Genomic DNA, 18,221 nt, shown 5'->3' with positions numbered 1-18,221 from the left:
GTCCATTTGTGACCTCCAATAGATGTTTTTGTGGTCATTAACATTCTATCAAACAGGTCCAAATGGACTTTTTTATTTTTCTAAAGTGTTCAATTTGATTTTACAATCGGCGTAAATTATTTATTTTTTCGATAAGATAAAAATATGAAAATCAGAAACGAAATTATTCTGCTCACTGAGAACATCCGTTTGTTTACAGGGCTGAATATCCTAGCCAATAAAGAAAAATTGAATATCTACAATGCCTTGGAATTGCGCAAAGTGGTTAAGCATGCGCAAGATGAAGAGCTGTTGGGAATCGTGATTGATTTGGAAAAACTGGCTGCTGACCAGGTACTGGCTGCTGTTGATCAAGTCCGGAGGAATTTTAAAGGGCCGATTATCTGCCTAAGCAAAGTTTTCAGCCAGCACGTTGTCAAAAAATTATTTCGCCATCAAGTCAATAGCTTTTTAGTAACCAGCCAAGCTGATTTGATTTTGGCCCAATTAAATGCGCTGCTTTATCTCGAAAAAGATGCTCCATTAATTTCAACAGCTCCCAAGCCCAAATTGCTGAAGGTTAAATTGGCAGCAGATGCTGAGCTTCAGCTTGATCAACACCGCATGCGGGCGTATATCAATGATCAAAACTTAGAATTGACGCCTAAGGAATATAAATTGTTGGAATTTTTGCTAAACAATCCCAACCAAGTATTGTCGCGAGACCAGCTGTTGGCGGGCGTCTGGCATAATAATCAAGAAATGGGATCAACGCGCATTGTTGATATGCAGATTAGCCATTTGCGGGACAAGATCGAGCCGCATCCGGATAAACCGCAACTGCTAAAAACCGTCAGAGGGTTTGGCTATATGCTTGAACTCCCTGAACAAGCATAATAAAACCTCCGAGTAGCCATTTTAGCTAGCTCGGAGGTTTTTAGTTTATAAAATTGGCGACAGCATTCTTGAAAATGCCTGTAAAGTCTTGAGGTAACGACTTTGCTGGTCAATCATTTCCTGGGTAAGCAGGGTGGATTTTTTCATATCGGTTTTGAATTGTTCGGCCATTTGCTCGGTAAAACCGCGGTCATAGAAAACGACATTATCTTCAAAGTTCAGATGGTATGAACGATAATCTTGATTCATTGAACCAACGGTAGAATATTTATCGTCGACCACGATTGTTTTGGAATGGATGAAGCCATCGTTGTAGGTATAAATTTTGACGCCGCTGCGGGTTAACTCATTGGCATACCATTGGGTAGCCCGGTAGATAAAGGGGTGGTCTGGCTTGCAGGGGATCATGATCCGGACATCAACGCCTGATTTAGCAATGATTTGCCAGGTAGCAAACATGGCCTCATCAGGGATCAAGTAGGGAGTTTGAATCCATAACCGTTTCCGTGCCAACAGCATCAACCGCATCATGCCATTGCGCATGTTGGAGTTATAGTGATCGGGGCCATCGGAAATCACCTGGGTAGCAACATCACCTGGAGCGATATCATTTTCATCTAAATCCGGAAACATTTCAGAGTTAAAGGTGATCACTTCATGGTCCTTTTGAATTGAGGCATTCCAATCCATGACGAAACGTTCCTGTAATAAGAGGGATGCCGACCCGACGATCCGGACGTGGGTGTCGCGCCAGTAGCCAAATTTTTTCTTTTCGCCGAGGTATTGGTCGCCAATGTTGAAGCCACCCGTCCAGGAAATCCGTCCATCAACTACTACAATTTTACGGTGCAGGTGGTAGTTGATCCGGTATCTGGTAATTACGCTCCGCGAAGTGACGAATGGCAATACTTGGCCACCGGCCTTACGTAATTGGTCAAACCAAGTTTTGCTTGCGCCCATTGAGCCCCAGGCATCATAAATGACGTGAACATTGACTCCAGCCTTGGCCTTGGCAATTAAGAGCTTTAATATTTTATTGCCGATCTTGTCGTTATAAAAAGTGTAAAATTCGATGTTGATAGTTTCTTTAGCCGCCTTTAAATCGGCAATTAGGTCATCAAAAAAAGCATGGCCATCGGTATATAATTTCACTTGATTATTTTTAGTTAAGGGCGAATCGTTATGACGGTTTAGCAGATTAACTAGAACTTTGGCCTGATCGCTGGTATCAGTTGGGGTGGCTCGTTTGGGAGCTTTAGTGATCATTTTTTGAACGTTACGCAAGCCAATGTGTTTCTGTTTATTGATTGCAAATAAATTTTCTTGCGATAATCCCCGGCCAAAGAAGGAGTAAAGAATTAGGCCAAAAATTGGAAAAATGAGCAGGACGATTAACCAAGCCCAGGTGGTGGCTACCGAGCGCCGCCGGTGAAAGACAATATACAAGGCCAGTAAGTCATTGGATATTAAGATAATGTAGATAATGTCGTGTAGCAAAATCATCTGGCCTAGTCCTCCTCCTCAAACTAACAATATTTTATCATAGCGTTATTTAAGGCCTAAAAATTTGTCAATGATATTTATCACAAATGGATTATCGTGCATCCAGCTGTGCTCAGCTTCTTTGCCACGAATTTCAATTTCATGGTATGAGCGACAAGATGGCGCTAGAATGTAACGAATGCTTTTAGCGGAAATAACCGAGATAAAGCGATCAGTATTGGTGTTGTCTAAAACATTGCCGTAGATATTTAAGACCTGAATGTCAGGATTAAAGCGTTTTTTGCGAAACATTAGATAAAGGTAGTGCGGGTTAACCAAGCGCGGTCGACCTTTTTCGGTTAAGCCGTTAACATTGGGAATATCGCCCAAATAAGTTACCCCGTTAAAGGGGCCGGCAATTAAGGCACATTTATGCAGATGAGGGTAGCGTTTGTTATCGGCATAGCGCATTTCTGTGCGGATGATGCAGGGGCAAGTCAGTGAATGGGCAACGGCATCATAATGCGTAAATTTAAATTTTTGGGCTAAAAATGGCAAAACCATGCTTAGGTAATAGTCAATGCCGTAGATTCCCACAATGCGATCACGAAAAACAACCTGCACAATCGGCTGGGCATCATTGGTCCAGCAGCCACTCAATTCAATATTGCCCAGGAGATCAATTATTACTTTTAAAAAGCCGCTTTTATGTTTATCATTGACGGCTTGGTGCACCATTACATTGGTGGTGTAGTCTCCGCCACGGAAGCCATGAAAATAAAGGATCGGAATTTGTTCCTGATTAGCGTGAGCTGGTACTGGCGGTTCAATAATTGCATGATCAATAATTTTTCGCCGATGGAGCCGCAAAAGCCCGCGAGTGGGCGCAAAGCTGGCTAAGAGTGCCAAACTGATCATTTTAACCATTGATGGTTCTTGCTTTTTGGGTGAACGATTTTTTTCAACTTCTTCTTTATACTTGCGGGAATCAAAAGCCAACTCTTGCACCTCCTCGCTACACTAATCGCCCAAATTCTGTCATAATAGTACTCTAACATGATAACGATATTTACGAAAGAGAGGGAATGAATCAGCATGAAAACAAGTTTAACTCCCAAAAATGGCATAAATTCTAGTCGCATCACTCCCAATAAGGGCAAAGAAGTGATCGTTTATACAGATGGCGGCACGCGAAACACTGGTAATGTTAAGGGCGGCCATGTTAAGACGACTGACTTGGCAGCTTGGGCTTATTTAATCGAGTGGGATGATCACTCAGTTTATGGCACTGGCGGAGAATATGGGGCTACCAACAATAAAATGGAACAAACAGCCGTAATTGAAGCGCTGAAGAAATTGTTGGCTTTGGATTTTGCCGATAAAAAAATTCGCTTGGTCTTAGATTCGCAATATGTGGTAAATGCTATTAATCAACATTGGTTAAGTGGTTGGAAAAAACGTGGTTGGCGTCGAAGCAGCGGCAGCTTGGCTAATGCTGAAGAATGGCAAGAGATTGATCATTTGTTAAGTCAATTTAGCGACTATCAATTTGAGTGGACCCGAGGGCATAATGGTGATGCTGGCAATGAGTTCGTGGATAGCACGCTTAACCAGTATATGGATCAAGAAATGTAAAAAATACCCCCTAAAGCAAGCTAGAACTTGCCTTAGGGGGTTATATTTTTCGTGCTAATTTGAAAAACTCTTAAACAGATTGCTAATGAAGTTCACAACTGCGTCCCAAATCTTTTGCAATAAATTGCGATTTTCTTGGGTATTCAGTTTGTCAAAAATGCCTTTCGCGTTAGCTTGAATATTCTTTGCTAGGCTGGCTGCTTGACTCTTGAAGCTGCTTGAATTTAAAGCGCCAGAGTCACGAATCTCAACTAAAATATTGATAATTTGCTGTTTTTGGTTGTTCGTAATGACATTAGTTAAATTATTATTTTGGAGTTGCGTATTTACAATATTAGTAATTTGGCTCTTGGAAATATTGTTGCCATATTTAGCCATTTCACTCTTAGCCTGGGCAACGGCGTTATTCAGTTGGGCGTCTGAGTAGCCATCCTTATTTTTGTTGGCCTTGGTAATTGAACTCAGGGTGCCCATTTCATCTTGGGCGGCATTAACGCGACTTTGGTTTAAACTATTGCCGGTTTTGGCATAGGCTTTGTAAATTCCCGCCAAAGCTCCCGAACCATCGATGGGAGTAGCACTAGTGATATAGATATCAGCATCAGTAATGCCAGCAGTTAAGGCCGCATTTTTATATTGATTTGCTGTGATTGTCGTAATGTTTTCGGCCCCATTGTAGTCTAAAATGTGCACGTTGATCCCGCTGCCAGAGCTGGTTTTTTGAATCATCGCACTGGACCAAACGCCTGAGGAAGTAGTGAAGTTGTCGCCTGATGGGTTCAGATATTTTACTAAATCGGAGCCGGTAACAGTAATGGTATTGTAGCTTGAACCATTAAGGCTAGAAGTTAGCGTCTTCACCGTTCCTTGTCGCTGGGCAGAAGTTAAGGAACTTCCTAAAGTGACAATGGGGGTATTATCTGACAAAGTAGTGCTGCTAGCAGAACTGCTGCTAGACGAATCAGTGTCAGCTTTGACGCTGCTGACGCCTAGGGTTAGCAGCATCAACATGCTGATGAGTGTGATAAGCTTTTTCATCTTTTTGCTCTCCTTTGGTAGACATAATTATATACTAGAAAAAAATCGAGATACCAGGCTTTTGTAAATTCTTAACATCTTTGTCCGATCAAGGATAACTTATCGATGGGAATTAGCGCCTTAAAAATAAGATGATATAATAGAAAGGTTAGGAAGAGCCGATAGGAGGATTTTATGCTGAAAGAGCCATTGCTGACTATAATCATGCCGGTTTACAATACCGCCGATTACTTAGCACATGCCTTTGAGGCATTGCTGCGCCAAGACGAGCCTAATTTCAAATTAATTGTTGTTGATGACGGTTCAACTGATGATTCGGCCGCAATTGCCCAAAAATATGCTCAGCAGTTTCCATACTTTAAGCTAGTGCAGAAATCAAATGGCGGTCCCTCAGAAGCACGCAATGTCGGTATGAAATATGTGGACACGCCATACTTCACTTTTCACGATGGCGATGACTGGGTTTCTCACGGCTATACTGCCTATTTCTTAAGAGCTTTTAAGGAACATCCAGAATGTGATTTGGTATCCTGTGGCTATTGGTTAGACTATTCCAATAAGCCAGAAAAAGTTGTCGGACATTTTGAAAGCGGAGAAATCAATCGGGCCGAGGCCTATTTGAAAATGACCAATGTCTTTGGGTCTCCGATTAAAGGCTATAGCTGGAATAAGGCTTTTAAGACTGAAGTAGTAAGAAAGTACAAGCTTAAATTTGACCGTGATATTTCACTTCTGGAAGATCAGATTTTTAGCGTAAAGTATATGTCGCACTGCGAAAAAATGTATTATACGCAGCATCCTTACTACCATTATCGTCAGCGCCAGGGCAGCATCATCCATCAGCCCAGCATAAAAAAGGTGAAGGATAACTTTTTAGGCAATTATCGAGTATGGAACCGAATTATTAAAAGTTTGCTGGCATCTGAAAATAGTAAAAGCGAGCGAACTGTGCGCAAATTGAGCGAAAGCACATTGATAAGGAGCAATAATGAAGGAAAAGGTAAACGGGGTCGAACTATACTATAACAAGCTAGGAAATGGACATCCATTGATTCTCTTGCATGGTCATCACGCCGATGGGGGGATTTTTGACAAAATTGCTGCGCCGCTATCTCTCTACTATACTGTGTATATTTTAGATATGCGGGGACATGGCTTAAGTCAAGGCGAAGTAGCTGAACACTATCAAACTGAAGTGGAAGACTTATACGCTTTTATTAAGCAGCTGCATTTAGAAGGAGCTTATTGCTTTGGCTATGATGCTGGCGGCTTAGTTGCAATGATGCTGGCGAGTCAACACCCTGAGCTTCTAGGCAAGATGATTGTGGCCGGGGTCTTTGTAAATGGTGACGGAATCCGCAAATACCATTATTTGACTGAAGGCTTTCAACGCTTTTTCCGTTTAGACCGCGATGCGCGCGTGGAATTGACGGAAAGCTGGATGTCAGAAGCCGATTTGAAAAAAATCACCACTCCCACTTTGTGTGTCGTTGGTGAAAATGATTGGGTGAAGGTTGAACACGTGCGTTGGTATAGTCAAATTATGCAAAATGCGCGCTTGATTTTAATGCCACGCCAATCTCACACCTCTTATGCAGTTAGAAGTCTAAAATTGCTGGATTTAATTAAGGATTTTTGCAAATAAATACCAAACTCCCAAAAACCGCAGGTTTTGGGTATAATTATGGTGTACGAATTTTTAAGAAGAAGGACAGTTATGAATAAGGAAGAACTCCATCGTTTATTGCACCCAATGAAGTTGATTGGCTTGGGCGGCAACCCAGCTTTAAATGAAAAAATTGCCAAAATTTTAGGTGAACCGTTACTGGAAACGGCTGTTCATCATTTTAGCGACGGCGAAATCCAAGTAAATATTTCTGAAACGGTTAGAGGCTGCGATGTGTTTGTCATCCAAACCATCCAAGATCCGGTCAACCAAAGCTTTATGGAACTTGAGATAGTGCTTGATGCATTGCACCGGGCATCCGCTCATACGATCAACGTCGTAGTTCCTTACTTGGCATATTCTCGTTCTGATACCAAAACGCGGTCGCGGGAACCAATTACTGCTAAATTAATTGCTAACTTGCTGCAATTAACCGGCATTGATCGTTTGTTGACAATTGATTTGCATGCTTCGCAAATTCAAGGTTTTTACGATATTCCAGTTGACCACCTGCACGCCCAACCGCTCTTAGCGCAATATTTCTTAGATAATGGTTTTGCCGGCCGTGAAGGCGACGATGTTGTAATCGTTTCGCCTGACCATGCCGGAGCTAAGCTGGCGCGGAATTTTGGTCAATACTTCGATGCCCCAATTGCAATCGTCGATCAACGGGGAACGCGTTACGACGATGAAGTTCACGACATGATTGGTGACGTGAAGGGCAAGAAATGTATCATTGTCGATGACCTGGTAGATACCGGTTCGCGCATTGCTTCATCTACTAAATCGGTTATGGCTGCAGGTGCCACTAAGGTTTATGTTGCTGTAACCCATGCCTTGCTGTCACAAAATGCCGTTGATCGTTTGAATGGTTTGCCAATCGAACAAATTGTGGTAACTGATACGATTCAGCACGAACAATACCCAGATCGCATGGTGCGTATTTCAGTCGATCAGTTATTGGCACGGGGGATTGATTATATTTATAACGACCGCTCAATTCACGAAATATTTGATGAGCAAAATCGTTTGAAGTAATCCATTATTGATGATATGCTTAACGGACAATGATCCTCAGATTGAGGATCATTTTTATGTGTAAAATTCCATAAAATCCCAAATAATGGATGTTTTTACATATATGATCTTGTATAATAATATGTGATTTTATTAAACGAGAAAGAACGAGAAGGAACAAAAAACAATGGCAAGACGAAAGAACATGAAACGTCGGAGAGTTATTTTATCCAATACTTTCCGCCTTATCCGTGAGAATGGTTTTGATAACGTATCATTACAAAGAATTGCTGAAGAATCAGGAATTTCAAAATCGTTATTACAATCCTACTACCCACATAAGGCTACTTTGATTAACGATATTGTGCATCAAGTTTTCACTACTTTGAGTGAATGCGTAGAGATTAAATACCCTGATGAACCAAAGAACCCATACGCTTTATCTAAGGCTTTTGTTTACTTAATTGTTAAGTTGGGCGTAACTGATGACGGTTTAGACCAAATTATTATGCAAGCCTTTATGAACAACAAGACTTTAGACAACTGGGGTACGATGCTTAACACTTGGATTTCTAAGAAGCGTTTATTCGATGAAGAAAATATCGATTTCAATGAATTAAGCGTAGGAATTCCATTTGTTGCTGCTGGTGCTGGCCGTTTGTACTATGACCGGGCTAAGCACCACGTTGACCCTGAAAAGTTAGCTGACTATGCAGTTAAAAGTTTGATGTTCTCATTCTTAAAGTGTACAGCTACGGATATTAAGCAAGCTGTAAACGAAGGCCATCGGATTATCAACCAAATTGATCTTGATGAAGTGAGATATGCGGTTGATCATATGTTCCAAGAACCTGAGGAAGAAGCTTAAAAGAGAGAGGGATGCCCATGGCTGGAGCTTCCAGAGCAGAAGTTCACCGGATGAATCAGGGACAGAATAAGCAATATAAGCGAGTATTAGCACTGATTTTATTTTTAGGAATAGGATTAGGCCTAGTTACTGGAACCTTCCTGAATCCATCTTTCATGAAAGGCCAGATTACGAGCAATAATAACTCGGCTGTTATTGCCCGTCAGATAAATGGACACTTTAATGCTTTGGCAGATTATGTTGGCGCAGATGCCGCGGATGATACCAATCTGCTGAGTGAAAAAGAAGCACTGCCGATTGCTAATCACGTAATCGATTACGTTTTGGGGATCCACTGGCTGAAGACTAATAGTAGTTCTTTAGCTAAGACTATTTATAATGACATCCAAAAGGATGTAACTAGTGATTCTTCAACTGATGCTCAGGGAATCAAAAAACAATTAAAAGAGCATCAAAGTTCAGCAGTTGCCTACGTTACTGCTGCATTTGACTTGAGTTTGGTAATGTTAGGTGCTAATTTAGTAACTATTTTACTGGTGATTAACATCGTTATCATTGTTAGTGTAATTATTATGCTGCTTTCGATGATTCGCGAAATGCGTGAGATGTTGTCAACCCGGTCAATGATCCATACAATTGTTGCCGCCGGAATGTGGGCCGCTGGATGGTTAATTTTGCTGTCAGGAATAATGGCGATCATTCCAGTGTTGTTTAATGTTGAAGCTTGGAATTTGGGCGGAGTTGGCTATTTAATTGAAATAGCAAGTTCAACTTTCCTTGACTTTGTAATTGTGGGTACTGTCTTATACATCGTATGCGCAATACCTTGGCAAGCCACAGCTGCCAAATAGAAAAGAACGTTCCTCATGGAACGTTCTTTTTTTAATCGTTGGGGTTTTGATCAAAAAGCACAAATTTGTAAGTTACTAATTTTTTAGCTACTACCTTGTAGTGGTGACCAGCTTTTAATGGGGTTTTTCCTGGCTTATAGGTGATAATTGTTCTGAAGTAGCCATACCATGAACGACTATGGTTGGAAACGCGACTCGCCTTGTACTTTTTTCTGGTAGTCAAATCATAAATGTAAATTTTAGGTAATTTCTTAATTCGCTTGTTTACTAAATAAATTGACCAATAAATGTTTCTGCCTTTTGCTAGTTGAACCGGAAAGCAGCTGCTAGGGTAGAGCACGGTCTTTACCTTGATTCGGCGATAATAGTCATTTCCATTAATAACCTTAATAACTGAATAACGGTAATCATTTTTGCCATATGCAGCGCCAAGACCGACAGTGGTTAACTTAGGGGAAAGCAGCCAAGCGCGATGTCCCGTATCAGCACCGGTTAAATTATATTTATCAGTAACCATATCAGTTATAATATCGCCGGCACTAGCTTCGCCTGAAGTAAAGTCTAGATTAGAAATATAAGAAATTTCCTTAGCTAGCCGCCAATTGGCACGGCTAATTTTCTTTGGCCGTTTCCGTTGCGGCAGGCCATGCTGGTTAACAAAAGGATTGGCACAAATGGCGGCCATCACTTCAGCTGTGGTTTGGGCAGCGCGATTATCAGCTGCTTTTAACTTAACAGGTGGCAACTTAAATAAACTACGATAGTAGTTGAGATAGGCCAGTTGATCTAGGCGATAGTTTTCAGATAGAGCTCCTTCAGTATTTAGGGTTTCAGCATCGACTTTTCGCTTATTTAGTTTGGCATAGCGTGCTTGGTAACGTGCGACTGAGCTTTTAGCTGCACTAACTGCCGTTTGTGGTACCAGCATTAAGCCGATGATCCCTGCCAGTAAGATTTTTGATCCACGCATCGCTCTCACCCCTTATTCCTATTTCCATTATAATGGATTTAACGGGTAAAAAACCGCTTACTACTTGGTAAATAGTTAAAAATTATAGTAATTTTGCTAGAATATTCAATCCTGGCCGAGAAATGCGTATAATTAAAGACTGATAGTAAAGTTTTAGAGGTAAAAAAATGACAAAAAAAACTAGCGTAGGGTTAATTTTCGGCGGTAACTCGTCTGAGTATGAAGTTTCAATCGTATCAGGACATAATATCTATAACGCAATTGATAAAGAAAAGTTTGAAGTGCATCCAATTTGGATTACCAATGAAGGCTACATTGCTAGTGAAGCAGATGCTTTCAAAGTTTTGGCAGATCCATCATACCAAGTTGAAAATCCGCACAAGCTGGCTAACTTAAGCAACATCAGTGAATTAGCCAACCTGCCCGAAATCGACATTTTCTTCCCAATCGTTCATGGTAATTTGGGAGAAGATGGGGTATTGCAAGGCCTCTTCCGTTTGTTGAACAAGCCGTTTGTTGGTGATGACGTTTTAGCAGCTGCGGTAACCATGGATAAAGACTTTACCAAAATCTTGGCTGAACGGGCTGGTGTACCGGTAGCTAAATGGTTGACGGTTAAGCGGCCTGAGTATGAAGATGGGGAAAGCCCAAAGCTTGATTTTGATTATGTCGTTAAAACTTTGGGGACTAGCAACTTATTTGTCAAGCCATCAAATCAAGGTTCATCTGTCGGCATCAGCCACGTCCAAAAGGCAGCAGACTATGCTCCAGCTTTAGCTGAAGCCTTCAAGTACGATGACAAGATTCTGGTTGAAGAAGGAATCGATGGTACTGAAGTTGAAACAGCTGTTCTTGGGAACGACCGGCCAGTTGTTTCCGGCGTTGGCCAAATTATCAACAAGGCTGGTACTTGGTACACTTATGAAAATAAATATGCGGCCGAATCAACCACTAAGCTGCAAATTCCGGCTGACTTGCCGACTGAAGTTGTTGAAGCAACGCGCAAGTACGCTTTGAAAGTTTACCAAGCAACTGAATGCAGTGGTTTAGCACGAATTGACTTTATGCTTCGGACTAGTGATCAAAAAGTTATTTTTAACGAGTTAAACGCCTTGCCAGGCTTTACTAATATTTCAATGTATCCAAAACTCTTTGAAGAAGCTGGTATCCCTTATACTGAATTGATTACTAAGTTAATTGAATTAGGTCAGGCTAGATTTGACCACAAGGCAAAATTGTTACATAAGCACGACTAGGGCAAAGACTATGAGTGAGGAGCACGAATTTGAAGAATTAGCCAGTGTAGCAACAGTGGCTAAAAAAGTCGGGATCAGCACGGAATCATTAAGAAGATATTCTTTAATGGTTGAAAAAGTCACTGGTAATGATCATTATTTTGAACGTACCAAGCAAAAGTCGCGGTTGTATCGCGAACAAGATATCAAAGACTTAGAAGCGATGCATCGCTTGACGAAAGAACAGGGGCTGACAATTGAAAAGGCAGCCCGGCAGATTTTTGAGATTCATCAACCAGAGAAAGATCAACAGGAAGTGTTGGACCCTGCCAAAATGCAGCAGTTGTTAGGAGCCTTGCAGCAAACAATTGCTGCCCAAAATAAGGTTATTAGCCAGTTGGAGTCTAAACTGGATACGATTGCCGCGCAGAATAAGGAAATCTTGGCAGCCCAAAAACAAGCTGACCAAGCCCCTAAGTTGGGACGACATTCAGCTGGAATCGATCCAGAAATCGAAGCACTGCCAGATATATCTGGAATTGTTAGAGATAGCGGTTCAGAGGAAAAGCAGGCACCCAAAACTACAGCTGAAAAACGCGATCAGGTTGAAGCCGATAAGCAAAAGAGTGCCGCAGAGGTTCATCGTGACATTCTAGCTAAGGCGCAGGAGAACAGTCAAAAACGCAGCCAAGCAAGCAGAACATTGGCAGATATGCAATTACCTAAAAAACAACACTGGTGGCAAAGATTTTTAAACATTTAATTTAAGATTATTTAAGACGGCTAACTTTAGTCGTCTTTTTGTTTTACAGTAGGTAGAGTAATAAATTATAAGGGGACCACCAATGAAGAAAAAAAGAATATATGCGTCATTGATAGTGCTCTTGATCGGGTTAGTTGGTACAGTGGCAGTCTATTTTGCGACCGCAATTTATCAAACCGATTCGGTAGCACTAATTACTGATAAACATATCAAGGATACTTTGGTACAAAAAGACAAAGACGTGTATGGCAACCAGGATGAAACGCGAAAACAAGTTTTGCATTTGCTGATTTTGTCCGGTAAGCATAAAGGAGAGCGTTATACTGCCACTAATAACTACTATCCTTCACAACTGGTTACGCAAAAATATCGGGCCGGCCAGCGCATCTTTGTCAACATCAAAAAAGGGCAAGCGGCCTTAGTTAACCCGAAGCGTGATTGGGTCTTGGCCTTGGTGCTGACCATTACGCTAGCTTTGATGGTTTTGCTAGTGGGGGTAAAGTCATTCAAATTAATGGCTTCGATGGCGATCAGTTGGATCATCTTCTATGGCGTAATTCTGCTAGATGTAAAATTAAACGGCAGCGGCATTATTCTCTTATTCAGCGCTGCAGTAGTGATTTTCTCCTTCGTTAGTTTGGCGATTGTGCAAGGGATTAATAAAAAGATGCTGGCTACTTGGCTTTCAACCTTGTTGGGGATTTTCGTCAGCTTCGGCCTTTGCTATTTGATAATGGAATTAACTGGTGAAACCGAAATGCGGTTTGAAACCGGTGAATATGCCACCCAAGATCCGCGGGGATTATTCTTTGCGCAGACCTTGTTAGGAATCTTAGGGGCAGTAATGGATGAGTCAACAGACATTGTGACTAGTCTTTATGAATTGGTTCAAACGAAAAAGGATGTTACTGTCAAAGACATGATCCAAAGCGGTCGGACTTTAGGTCAGGAAATTATGGGACCGCTGATCAACGTCTTGGTTTTGATCTTTATTTCTGAAGCACTGCCTGAGACAATTTTGTATTTACGCGATAATAATACTTTAAGCACTACCTTCGGCTTCACCCTTTCCTTAGGAGCTACCCAAAGTATCATTTCTGCCATTGGAATTGTTTTGACAGTGGTCTTTGCTACTGGCTGCAGTTTGTGGTTTTTGCATGAAAAGGAGCAGGGGAAATTAAATGAGTAGTTTAACGGCCTTAGTCATCCTCTTGGCAGTTTTGATGGCTATAATCGGTGGCGAAACTGGCATTCGCAGTTTCTTCAGTGTGTTAATTAACGGCATTTTGCTGATTTTAGTAGCGCTTTTGATTTCATGGGGCGTGAATGTGGAATTGGTGATCCTGATTTTTATCCCGCTGAAATTAGTAACAATTATTTTCTTGGGGACGCACGATTACACAGTTGCCAAGAACTCCTTCTATTCCGCTTTTATTGTCTGTTTGCTGACTAGCGTCCTCGTTTTAATGATGCAGCATTTTGCCCAAGCTGCCGGTTTAGGGCCAGAAGCTGGCGAAGTGCTGGTAGGCTTGTCGCAGATGCCTGGTTTGAACTATGGTATGATTGCCGTAGCGGTCGCAATTTTCTCAACTTTGGGGGCAATTGCGGAAGCGGCTGTAGCTATGAGCTCAGGTCTGTTAGAATTAAAGAAGGCAAAGCCTGACATTAGCGAAAAGCAATTGCGTGCCAGTGGGGATGCAATCGGATACGACGTCCTGGGAACAGCGATGAATACCGTGCTTTTTGGGATGTTCGGTAGTTTTTTATCGCTGTTTTTGTGGTATTACCGTTTAGGATATAGTATCGGTCAGGTTTTGAATGAAAAATTATTTGTCAACGAGGCCTTGATTATCATGTACTCCTTGATTGGAGTCTTAATGACCGTGCCCCTTTCGACGTTCTTACTTTCAAAAGGTTTAACGAAGTCTGAGGTGAAACATGAAGACAAACACACTGACACTCACTAATTTTAATGGCCGAGAATTTACCCTGCATACTTATACGCAAGAACAGAATAAATTTCTGGTACAACCCGCACACCCGTTAGTTATCGTCATTCCCGGCGGCAGTTTCAACCACTTGGCTCAACGAGAAGGCGAACCGGTGGCTTTGGCCTACATGAGCCACGGCTATAACGCAGCCGTGATGGAATATAACTTAGTCCAAGATCCTGGCAAGATTTATCCAGATGCTGCGCTTGACGTATTAACGACGGTTAAATACTTCCGCACTCACGCAGCCGAATATCACATTGATCCCCAGAAAGTCGTCACGGTCGGCTTTTCTGCGGGCGGACATGTGGCCAGTGCCGCCAATGTTTTGGCTGATTCAGAAAAATTTAGTCAACGGTTTGGTTATGATGCCGACGCAGTGCGGCCAAATTTAACAATTTTAGGTTATCCGTTAATCAATATTGAAAAGATTGGCTTTGATGTTCCTGAAGATCAGAAAGGCAAGTATCCGGAAGAGCCCGAACTGCTGGATACTGCTAAAGGAGTTACGGAAAAGACGCCTGCGACCTTTATTGTGCAAGCCTGGGATGATCCGGTGGTTCTGATTGGCAATTCCCTAGAATACATGAATGCTTTAAATGAACACAATGTTTCATGTGAAGCACATCTTTTCCATCAGGGACTGCATGGCTTCTCCTTGGCGCGACCAGAAATGGTGACTAAGGAGCGGGAATGGCAGGATAACCCGCATGCCGCCAATTGGTTTAAACTCAGTTTGGAATGGCTGGATGGCCAATGGCAAAAATAAGTCAAAAAACGACGAGCTTTAAGGCTCGTCGTTTTTAGTTTATTTAGCTCTAAAGAACATGATTTCTCGTGCACTTACGCAGTCGCCTTCTGATTTGAAGACTTTCAATCTGATTGCTTTGGCTGTCAGATTGCGCAAGCCGATAACCTTATTCTTATTATCTGCCTTCCAAGCAATCCGTTCACCATATGGAGTAAAGTTTTCGCCGTCAACTGAAGTTTCGATTGCCACCTCTAACGGATCGCCCAGCTTGTCGATCAACCGCGGTACGTATACCATCCGGCTGAGTTTTTCTGCTTCGGCAAAGGTGAAGGTTAATACCAGTGGCTCTTCATCGCTTACTGATTTGGCCGTTTGCCATTCGCTTGCGGTCTTTAAATCAGTTAAGTAAGCCAGTGGAAATTCATCTTTGCTTGGCAAGCTGCTGTCAACACGAATATCTTTAACGGCATAGTCTAATTGCGGCCGTTTGGTAATTGCTCCGAATGGATCGGACCATTCAGATACCTTATTGCCGGCTACGTAACGCAGACGCATTAGGTAGCGGGTATGCGGCATCAATTCATGGAAGGTAAAGGTTTTGCCCTTAATTCGGTCGTAAAGCAGACCGTTGATTTCAATTTGCACCTCGTCAGTTACTTGTGGCCAGCTGACAGTTAATGAGTGAGCCGAAGTCTTTTCAGGCTCAATGGTCGGCTGTTTTGGTGACCGCAGAGCTGAGTCAGTAATCGCGTGAACCAGGGTGCTGGAACCATAGTTGAAGTTCCGGATCACCAATTCGATCTTGGTGTCAGTCAAGTCACGTGAGGCAAGTTTGATTTGCAGAGCTTTTTGCTTTTCAGGCTGGTATTGATCAAATTCTGTCAACCAGCTGAAGTTGGTGTTGTAGAAGAAGCCTTCCTTAGCGTGGTTGAAGGCATCAATTGTGCCGTATTCTTGCAAATCAATAGTTTGATCATTGATCTTCAGCTGCACGCTGTCCGGATAACCGTCAGTCATAATGCTGAGGCGGGTTGGTCCTTCCGTCTTCATGCCTGAGTAGTTGCCCATCTTTGGATCAATTTGGATCTTCAAGGTGCTGTCAGCTAATTCGCTAGTGATGCGGGTAACGGCATGATTGTGCATGTAGTCGGTTTTGCCGCCATCTTCATATGAAACAATGCTGCTCTTGCCTTGAGGATAGAAGACATAGTTGCGGTCGCCTTGATCAAAAATTGCACCGCCGCGGACGAAGACCGGCAAATGCCAGAGCGGATAACTCAAGTTGTTATAAACTCGGCCGCCGACAAATTTTTCTCCGGTAAAGAGATCAATCCAAAGAGTGCGGTGGTCCGGCAAGTACAAATTGTCTTTGCGTGAATTGCTGTTGGCATCCTCGCGCCCATTGTAGATTGGTGCGATCAGCAGGTTTTCACCCAGCATAAATTCGTGTCCCACCTGCGGCAGGTAGTTGACTTGTTCATGCGGAAATTCTAAAAACAGCGGACGCATAATCGGCTTGCCGGTTTGTGCCTCGTACATGAGTGAGTACAAATAGTTCTTCAAACGGTTGCGCAAAGCCAGGTAAGCCCGGTTGATCCGCGTCATCTTGGCATTGTAAGCAAATGGCGTCTTACTGTAGCTGCCTTGGTCGCTGATGTAGAACAAGATTGGCGTGAAGGCTTTCCACTCCAAATCACGGATGGCCATTTGGGCATTGCCGCCACCGGCCGTACCGTCAACGCTGGCACCAACAAGCGGTTGGCCGGATAAGCCAGCGCCTAAAAAGCCGGCAACTTGGGTTGGAATATTGTCCCAATCGCCACTTGGACTGCCGTAGGCTAAAACGGTTTGATGCTGACTGCCGGCAACGCCGGTATCGGCCAAAATCAGCGGTCGCTTTCGATCAAGCAACTTTTTAAGTTCTGCGCGGTCTTTTAAAATTGCCCGTGAAAACGGCGTGTTGGTTTGGACAAAGCTTGTTCCGGCAACGGGTTTGCCAGCAGCTTGGCCCATCCAGGTACCGCTTGCGACATTTTGATTGTTAGCGTAGTCATTAAAAGTAGCCAAAGCTGTTTCATCAGCTTCTTGCCCATAGTTTGGCACCATCCATCCAAGATGGAAGTGATTTGCAGCATAGCGGTCAATCATCGCCCGAGCAGAGAATTGGAAGGTCTCTTCGCCATTAAGCGAAGCGCGACCGGCTGCTTCATCAGGGTTCGTGGTCCGCACATAATAGCTGCCGTCTTCAAATGAATCAGCATTGCGTTCTTTGGCAGCTGCCGGTTTCCAATAAGTGGTCAAAAAGTTGCCAACGTGGCCCAATTCTAAGGCATACTTTGGCAGCATGATCGGCTTGCCGGTCAAGTCGTAGTATTTCTGAATTAATTCACTTGGCGAATCAGCTAAAATGTAAATATTGTCAAAAAGAGCCGTATCGTGAGTTAAGGAAATGCTTCTTCCTTCGTCAGCCCCAAAGTCGTAAACCCCCGGTCGCAGAGTGTTGCGCAATTCACCAAAGCCGGCGTTTGACCAGAAGAACGGTACTTGCGTAATTACGCCGCCGTTTCCGGTGATATGATCGCGTTTGATATTCAGACGCTTGCCCTTGTGGCTGAAGCTGCCATTTTGCAAACCGCCACCAAAATAAAACTCATTTTTATTTTGTTTAAGCACTTCAGTAGTTTGGCTGTCTCCCAATAAGAGTGGCTGCCCCTGTACAAACCGTGTCCGATGCAAATTGTCGTCGAATACGGACATGATGCTGGGACGCTGCTGGAAGATTAATTGGTAGTTGCCGGCCTTAATAATCAAGGAATCGCTGGTAGCGCGAGCCTGTGATTCTTCAAAGGCTGAATGGTCGAATTCGCTAAAGTCAATAAACGCTGCGTGATTGTCGTCAAAATGTTTTGTTGGATCTAAATAGTAGCGGAAAATGCCATCAGCTAAAATGTAGAGGCGGGCGATCTCACCGGTTTGGTAGTGGAGCTCATAAAAATGGTCGCGCTTATTGGCGCCGGTGAGCGCTCCGAGCTGGTGTTTTCCCTTTTGCATCTCTTGTGTCATAATTCTTTCTTCCTA

General features: G+C 42.9%; 16 protein-coding genes and 1 pseudogene. 12 read left to right on the top strand and 5 right to left on the bottom strand.

What is annotated here, in order from left to right; all coding sequences use genetic code 11:
• Nucleotides 1-144: 144 nt before the first annotated feature.
• Complete coding sequence (locus KI210_RS08215; protein ID WP_212781401.1) at nucleotides 145-876, top strand: winged helix-turn-helix domain-containing protein; 732 nt, start codon at nucleotides 145-147, stop codon at nucleotides 874-876.
• A gap of 45 nt (nucleotides 877-921) precedes the next feature.
• Here the strand turns inward: KI210_RS08215 and cls are convergent, their stop codons facing one another.
• Both cls and KI210_RS08205 read right to left on the bottom strand, forming a co-directional pair.
• Nucleotides 922-2,379, bottom strand: coding sequence for a cardiolipin synthase (gene cls, locus KI210_RS08210; protein WP_212781400.1), 1,458 nt, complete (start codon nucleotides 2,377-2,379; stop codon nucleotides 922-924).
• Nucleotides 2,380-2,424: 45 nt separating this feature from the next.
• Entirely contained in the window at nucleotides 2,425-3,357 is a 933-nt protein-coding gene (locus KI210_RS08205; RefSeq protein WP_212781399.1) for an alpha/beta hydrolase, read from the bottom strand.
• A 168-nt stretch (nucleotides 3,358-3,525) separates the two neighbouring features.
• Between KI210_RS08205 and KI210_RS08200 the strand changes: the two are divergent.
• Nucleotides 3,526-3,993, top strand: a pseudogene (locus KI210_RS08200) (ribonuclease H family protein); the annotation flags it as partial.
• A 54-nt stretch (nucleotides 3,994-4,047) separates the two neighbouring features.
• On the opposite strand, the gene KI210_RS08195 reads toward KI210_RS08200, so the two are convergent.
• Nucleotides 4,048-5,004: a DUF1002 domain-containing protein gene (locus KI210_RS08195; RefSeq protein ID WP_371870194.1), complete on the bottom strand. Its 957-nt coding sequence runs from the start codon at nucleotides 5,002-5,004 to the stop codon at nucleotides 4,048-4,050.
• A 201-nt stretch (nucleotides 5,005-5,205) separates the two neighbouring features.
• Between KI210_RS08195 and KI210_RS08190 the strand changes: the two genes are divergently transcribed.
• From KI210_RS08190 to KI210_RS08170, 5 genes are all read left to right on the top strand, one after another.
• Entirely contained in the window at nucleotides 5,206-6,057 is an 852-nt protein-coding gene (locus KI210_RS08190; protein ID WP_212781396.1) for a glycosyltransferase family 2 protein, read from the top strand.
• A complete protein-coding gene (locus KI210_RS08185) occupies nucleotides 6,020-6,676 on the top strand; it encodes an alpha/beta fold hydrolase (protein ID WP_212781395.1) in 657 nt (218 codons plus the stop codon). The genes KI210_RS08190 and KI210_RS08185 overlap by 38 nt, the downstream gene beginning before the upstream one ends.
• 72 nt (nucleotides 6,677-6,748) lie before the next feature.
• A complete protein-coding gene (locus KI210_RS08180; protein ID WP_212781394.1) occupies nucleotides 6,749-7,735 on the top strand; it encodes a ribose-phosphate diphosphokinase in 987 nt (328 codons plus the stop codon).
• Nucleotides 7,736-7,901: 166 nt separating this feature from the next.
• Nucleotides 7,902-8,582, top strand: coding sequence for a TetR/AcrR family transcriptional regulator (locus KI210_RS08175; RefSeq protein WP_212781393.1), 681 nt, complete (start codon nucleotides 7,902-7,904; stop codon nucleotides 8,580-8,582).
• Nucleotides 8,583-8,599: 17 nt separating this feature from the next.
• Entirely contained in the window at nucleotides 8,600-9,433 is an 834-nt protein-coding gene (locus tag KI210_RS08170) for a hypothetical protein (protein WP_212781392.1), read from the top strand.
• A gap of 31 nt (nucleotides 9,434-9,464) precedes the next feature.
• Here the strand turns inward: KI210_RS08170 and KI210_RS08165 are convergent, their stop codons facing one another.
• Entirely contained in the window at nucleotides 9,465-10,403 is a 939-nt protein-coding gene (locus KI210_RS08165) for a CAP domain-containing protein (protein ID WP_212781391.1), read from the bottom strand.
• 167 nt (nucleotides 10,404-10,570) lie between these two features.
• Here KI210_RS08165 and KI210_RS08160 point away from each other — a divergent pair, with 167 nt between their 5' ends.
• From KI210_RS08160 to KI210_RS08140, 5 genes are all read left to right on the top strand, one after another.
• On the top strand, nucleotides 10,571-11,659 hold the full coding sequence (locus KI210_RS08160) for a D-alanine--D-alanine ligase family protein (RefSeq protein WP_212781390.1): 1,089 nt from the start codon (nucleotides 10,571-10,573) through the stop codon (nucleotides 11,657-11,659).
• A 10-nt stretch (nucleotides 11,660-11,669) separates the two neighbouring features.
• Nucleotides 11,670-12,401 (top strand): MerR family transcriptional regulator, encoded by a 732-nt coding sequence (locus tag KI210_RS08155; RefSeq protein WP_212781389.1) that lies wholly within the window; start codon nucleotides 11,670-11,672, stop codon nucleotides 12,399-12,401.
• Nucleotides 12,402-12,483: 82 nt separating this feature from the next.
• Nucleotides 12,484-13,590, top strand: a complete 1,107-nt coding sequence (locus KI210_RS08150) for a YibE/F family protein (RefSeq protein ID WP_212781388.1) — start codon at nucleotides 12,484-12,486, stop codon at nucleotides 13,588-13,590.
• Nucleotides 13,583-14,368, top strand: a complete 786-nt coding sequence (locus tag KI210_RS08145) for a YibE/F family protein (RefSeq protein WP_212781387.1) — start codon at nucleotides 13,583-13,585, stop codon at nucleotides 14,366-14,368. Before KI210_RS08150 ends, KI210_RS08145 begins: the two co-directional genes overlap by 8 nt.
• Nucleotides 14,340-15,161: an alpha/beta hydrolase gene (locus KI210_RS08140; RefSeq protein ID WP_212781386.1), complete on the top strand. Its 822-nt coding sequence runs from the start codon at nucleotides 14,340-14,342 to the stop codon at nucleotides 15,159-15,161. The genes KI210_RS08145 and KI210_RS08140 overlap by 29 nt, the downstream gene beginning before the upstream one ends.
• A gap of 39 nt (nucleotides 15,162-15,200) precedes the next feature.
• On the opposite strand, the gene KI210_RS08135 is transcribed toward KI210_RS08140, so the two are convergent.
• Nucleotides 15,201-18,206 carry a glycoside hydrolase family 31 family protein gene (locus tag KI210_RS08135; protein ID WP_212781385.1) on the bottom strand — a complete coding sequence of 1,002 codons (3,006 nt, stop codon included), beginning with the start codon at nucleotides 18,204-18,206 and terminating at the stop codon, nucleotides 15,201-15,203.
• Nucleotides 18,207-18,221 lie beyond the last annotated feature (15 nt).

The organism is Lactobacillus corticis (genome assembly GCF_018327645.1).
Lineage (GTDB): Bacteria > Bacillota > Bacilli > Lactobacillales > Lactobacillaceae > Lactobacillus > Lactobacillus corticis.
This window is presented reverse-complemented; position numbering and strand designations above follow the sequence as displayed.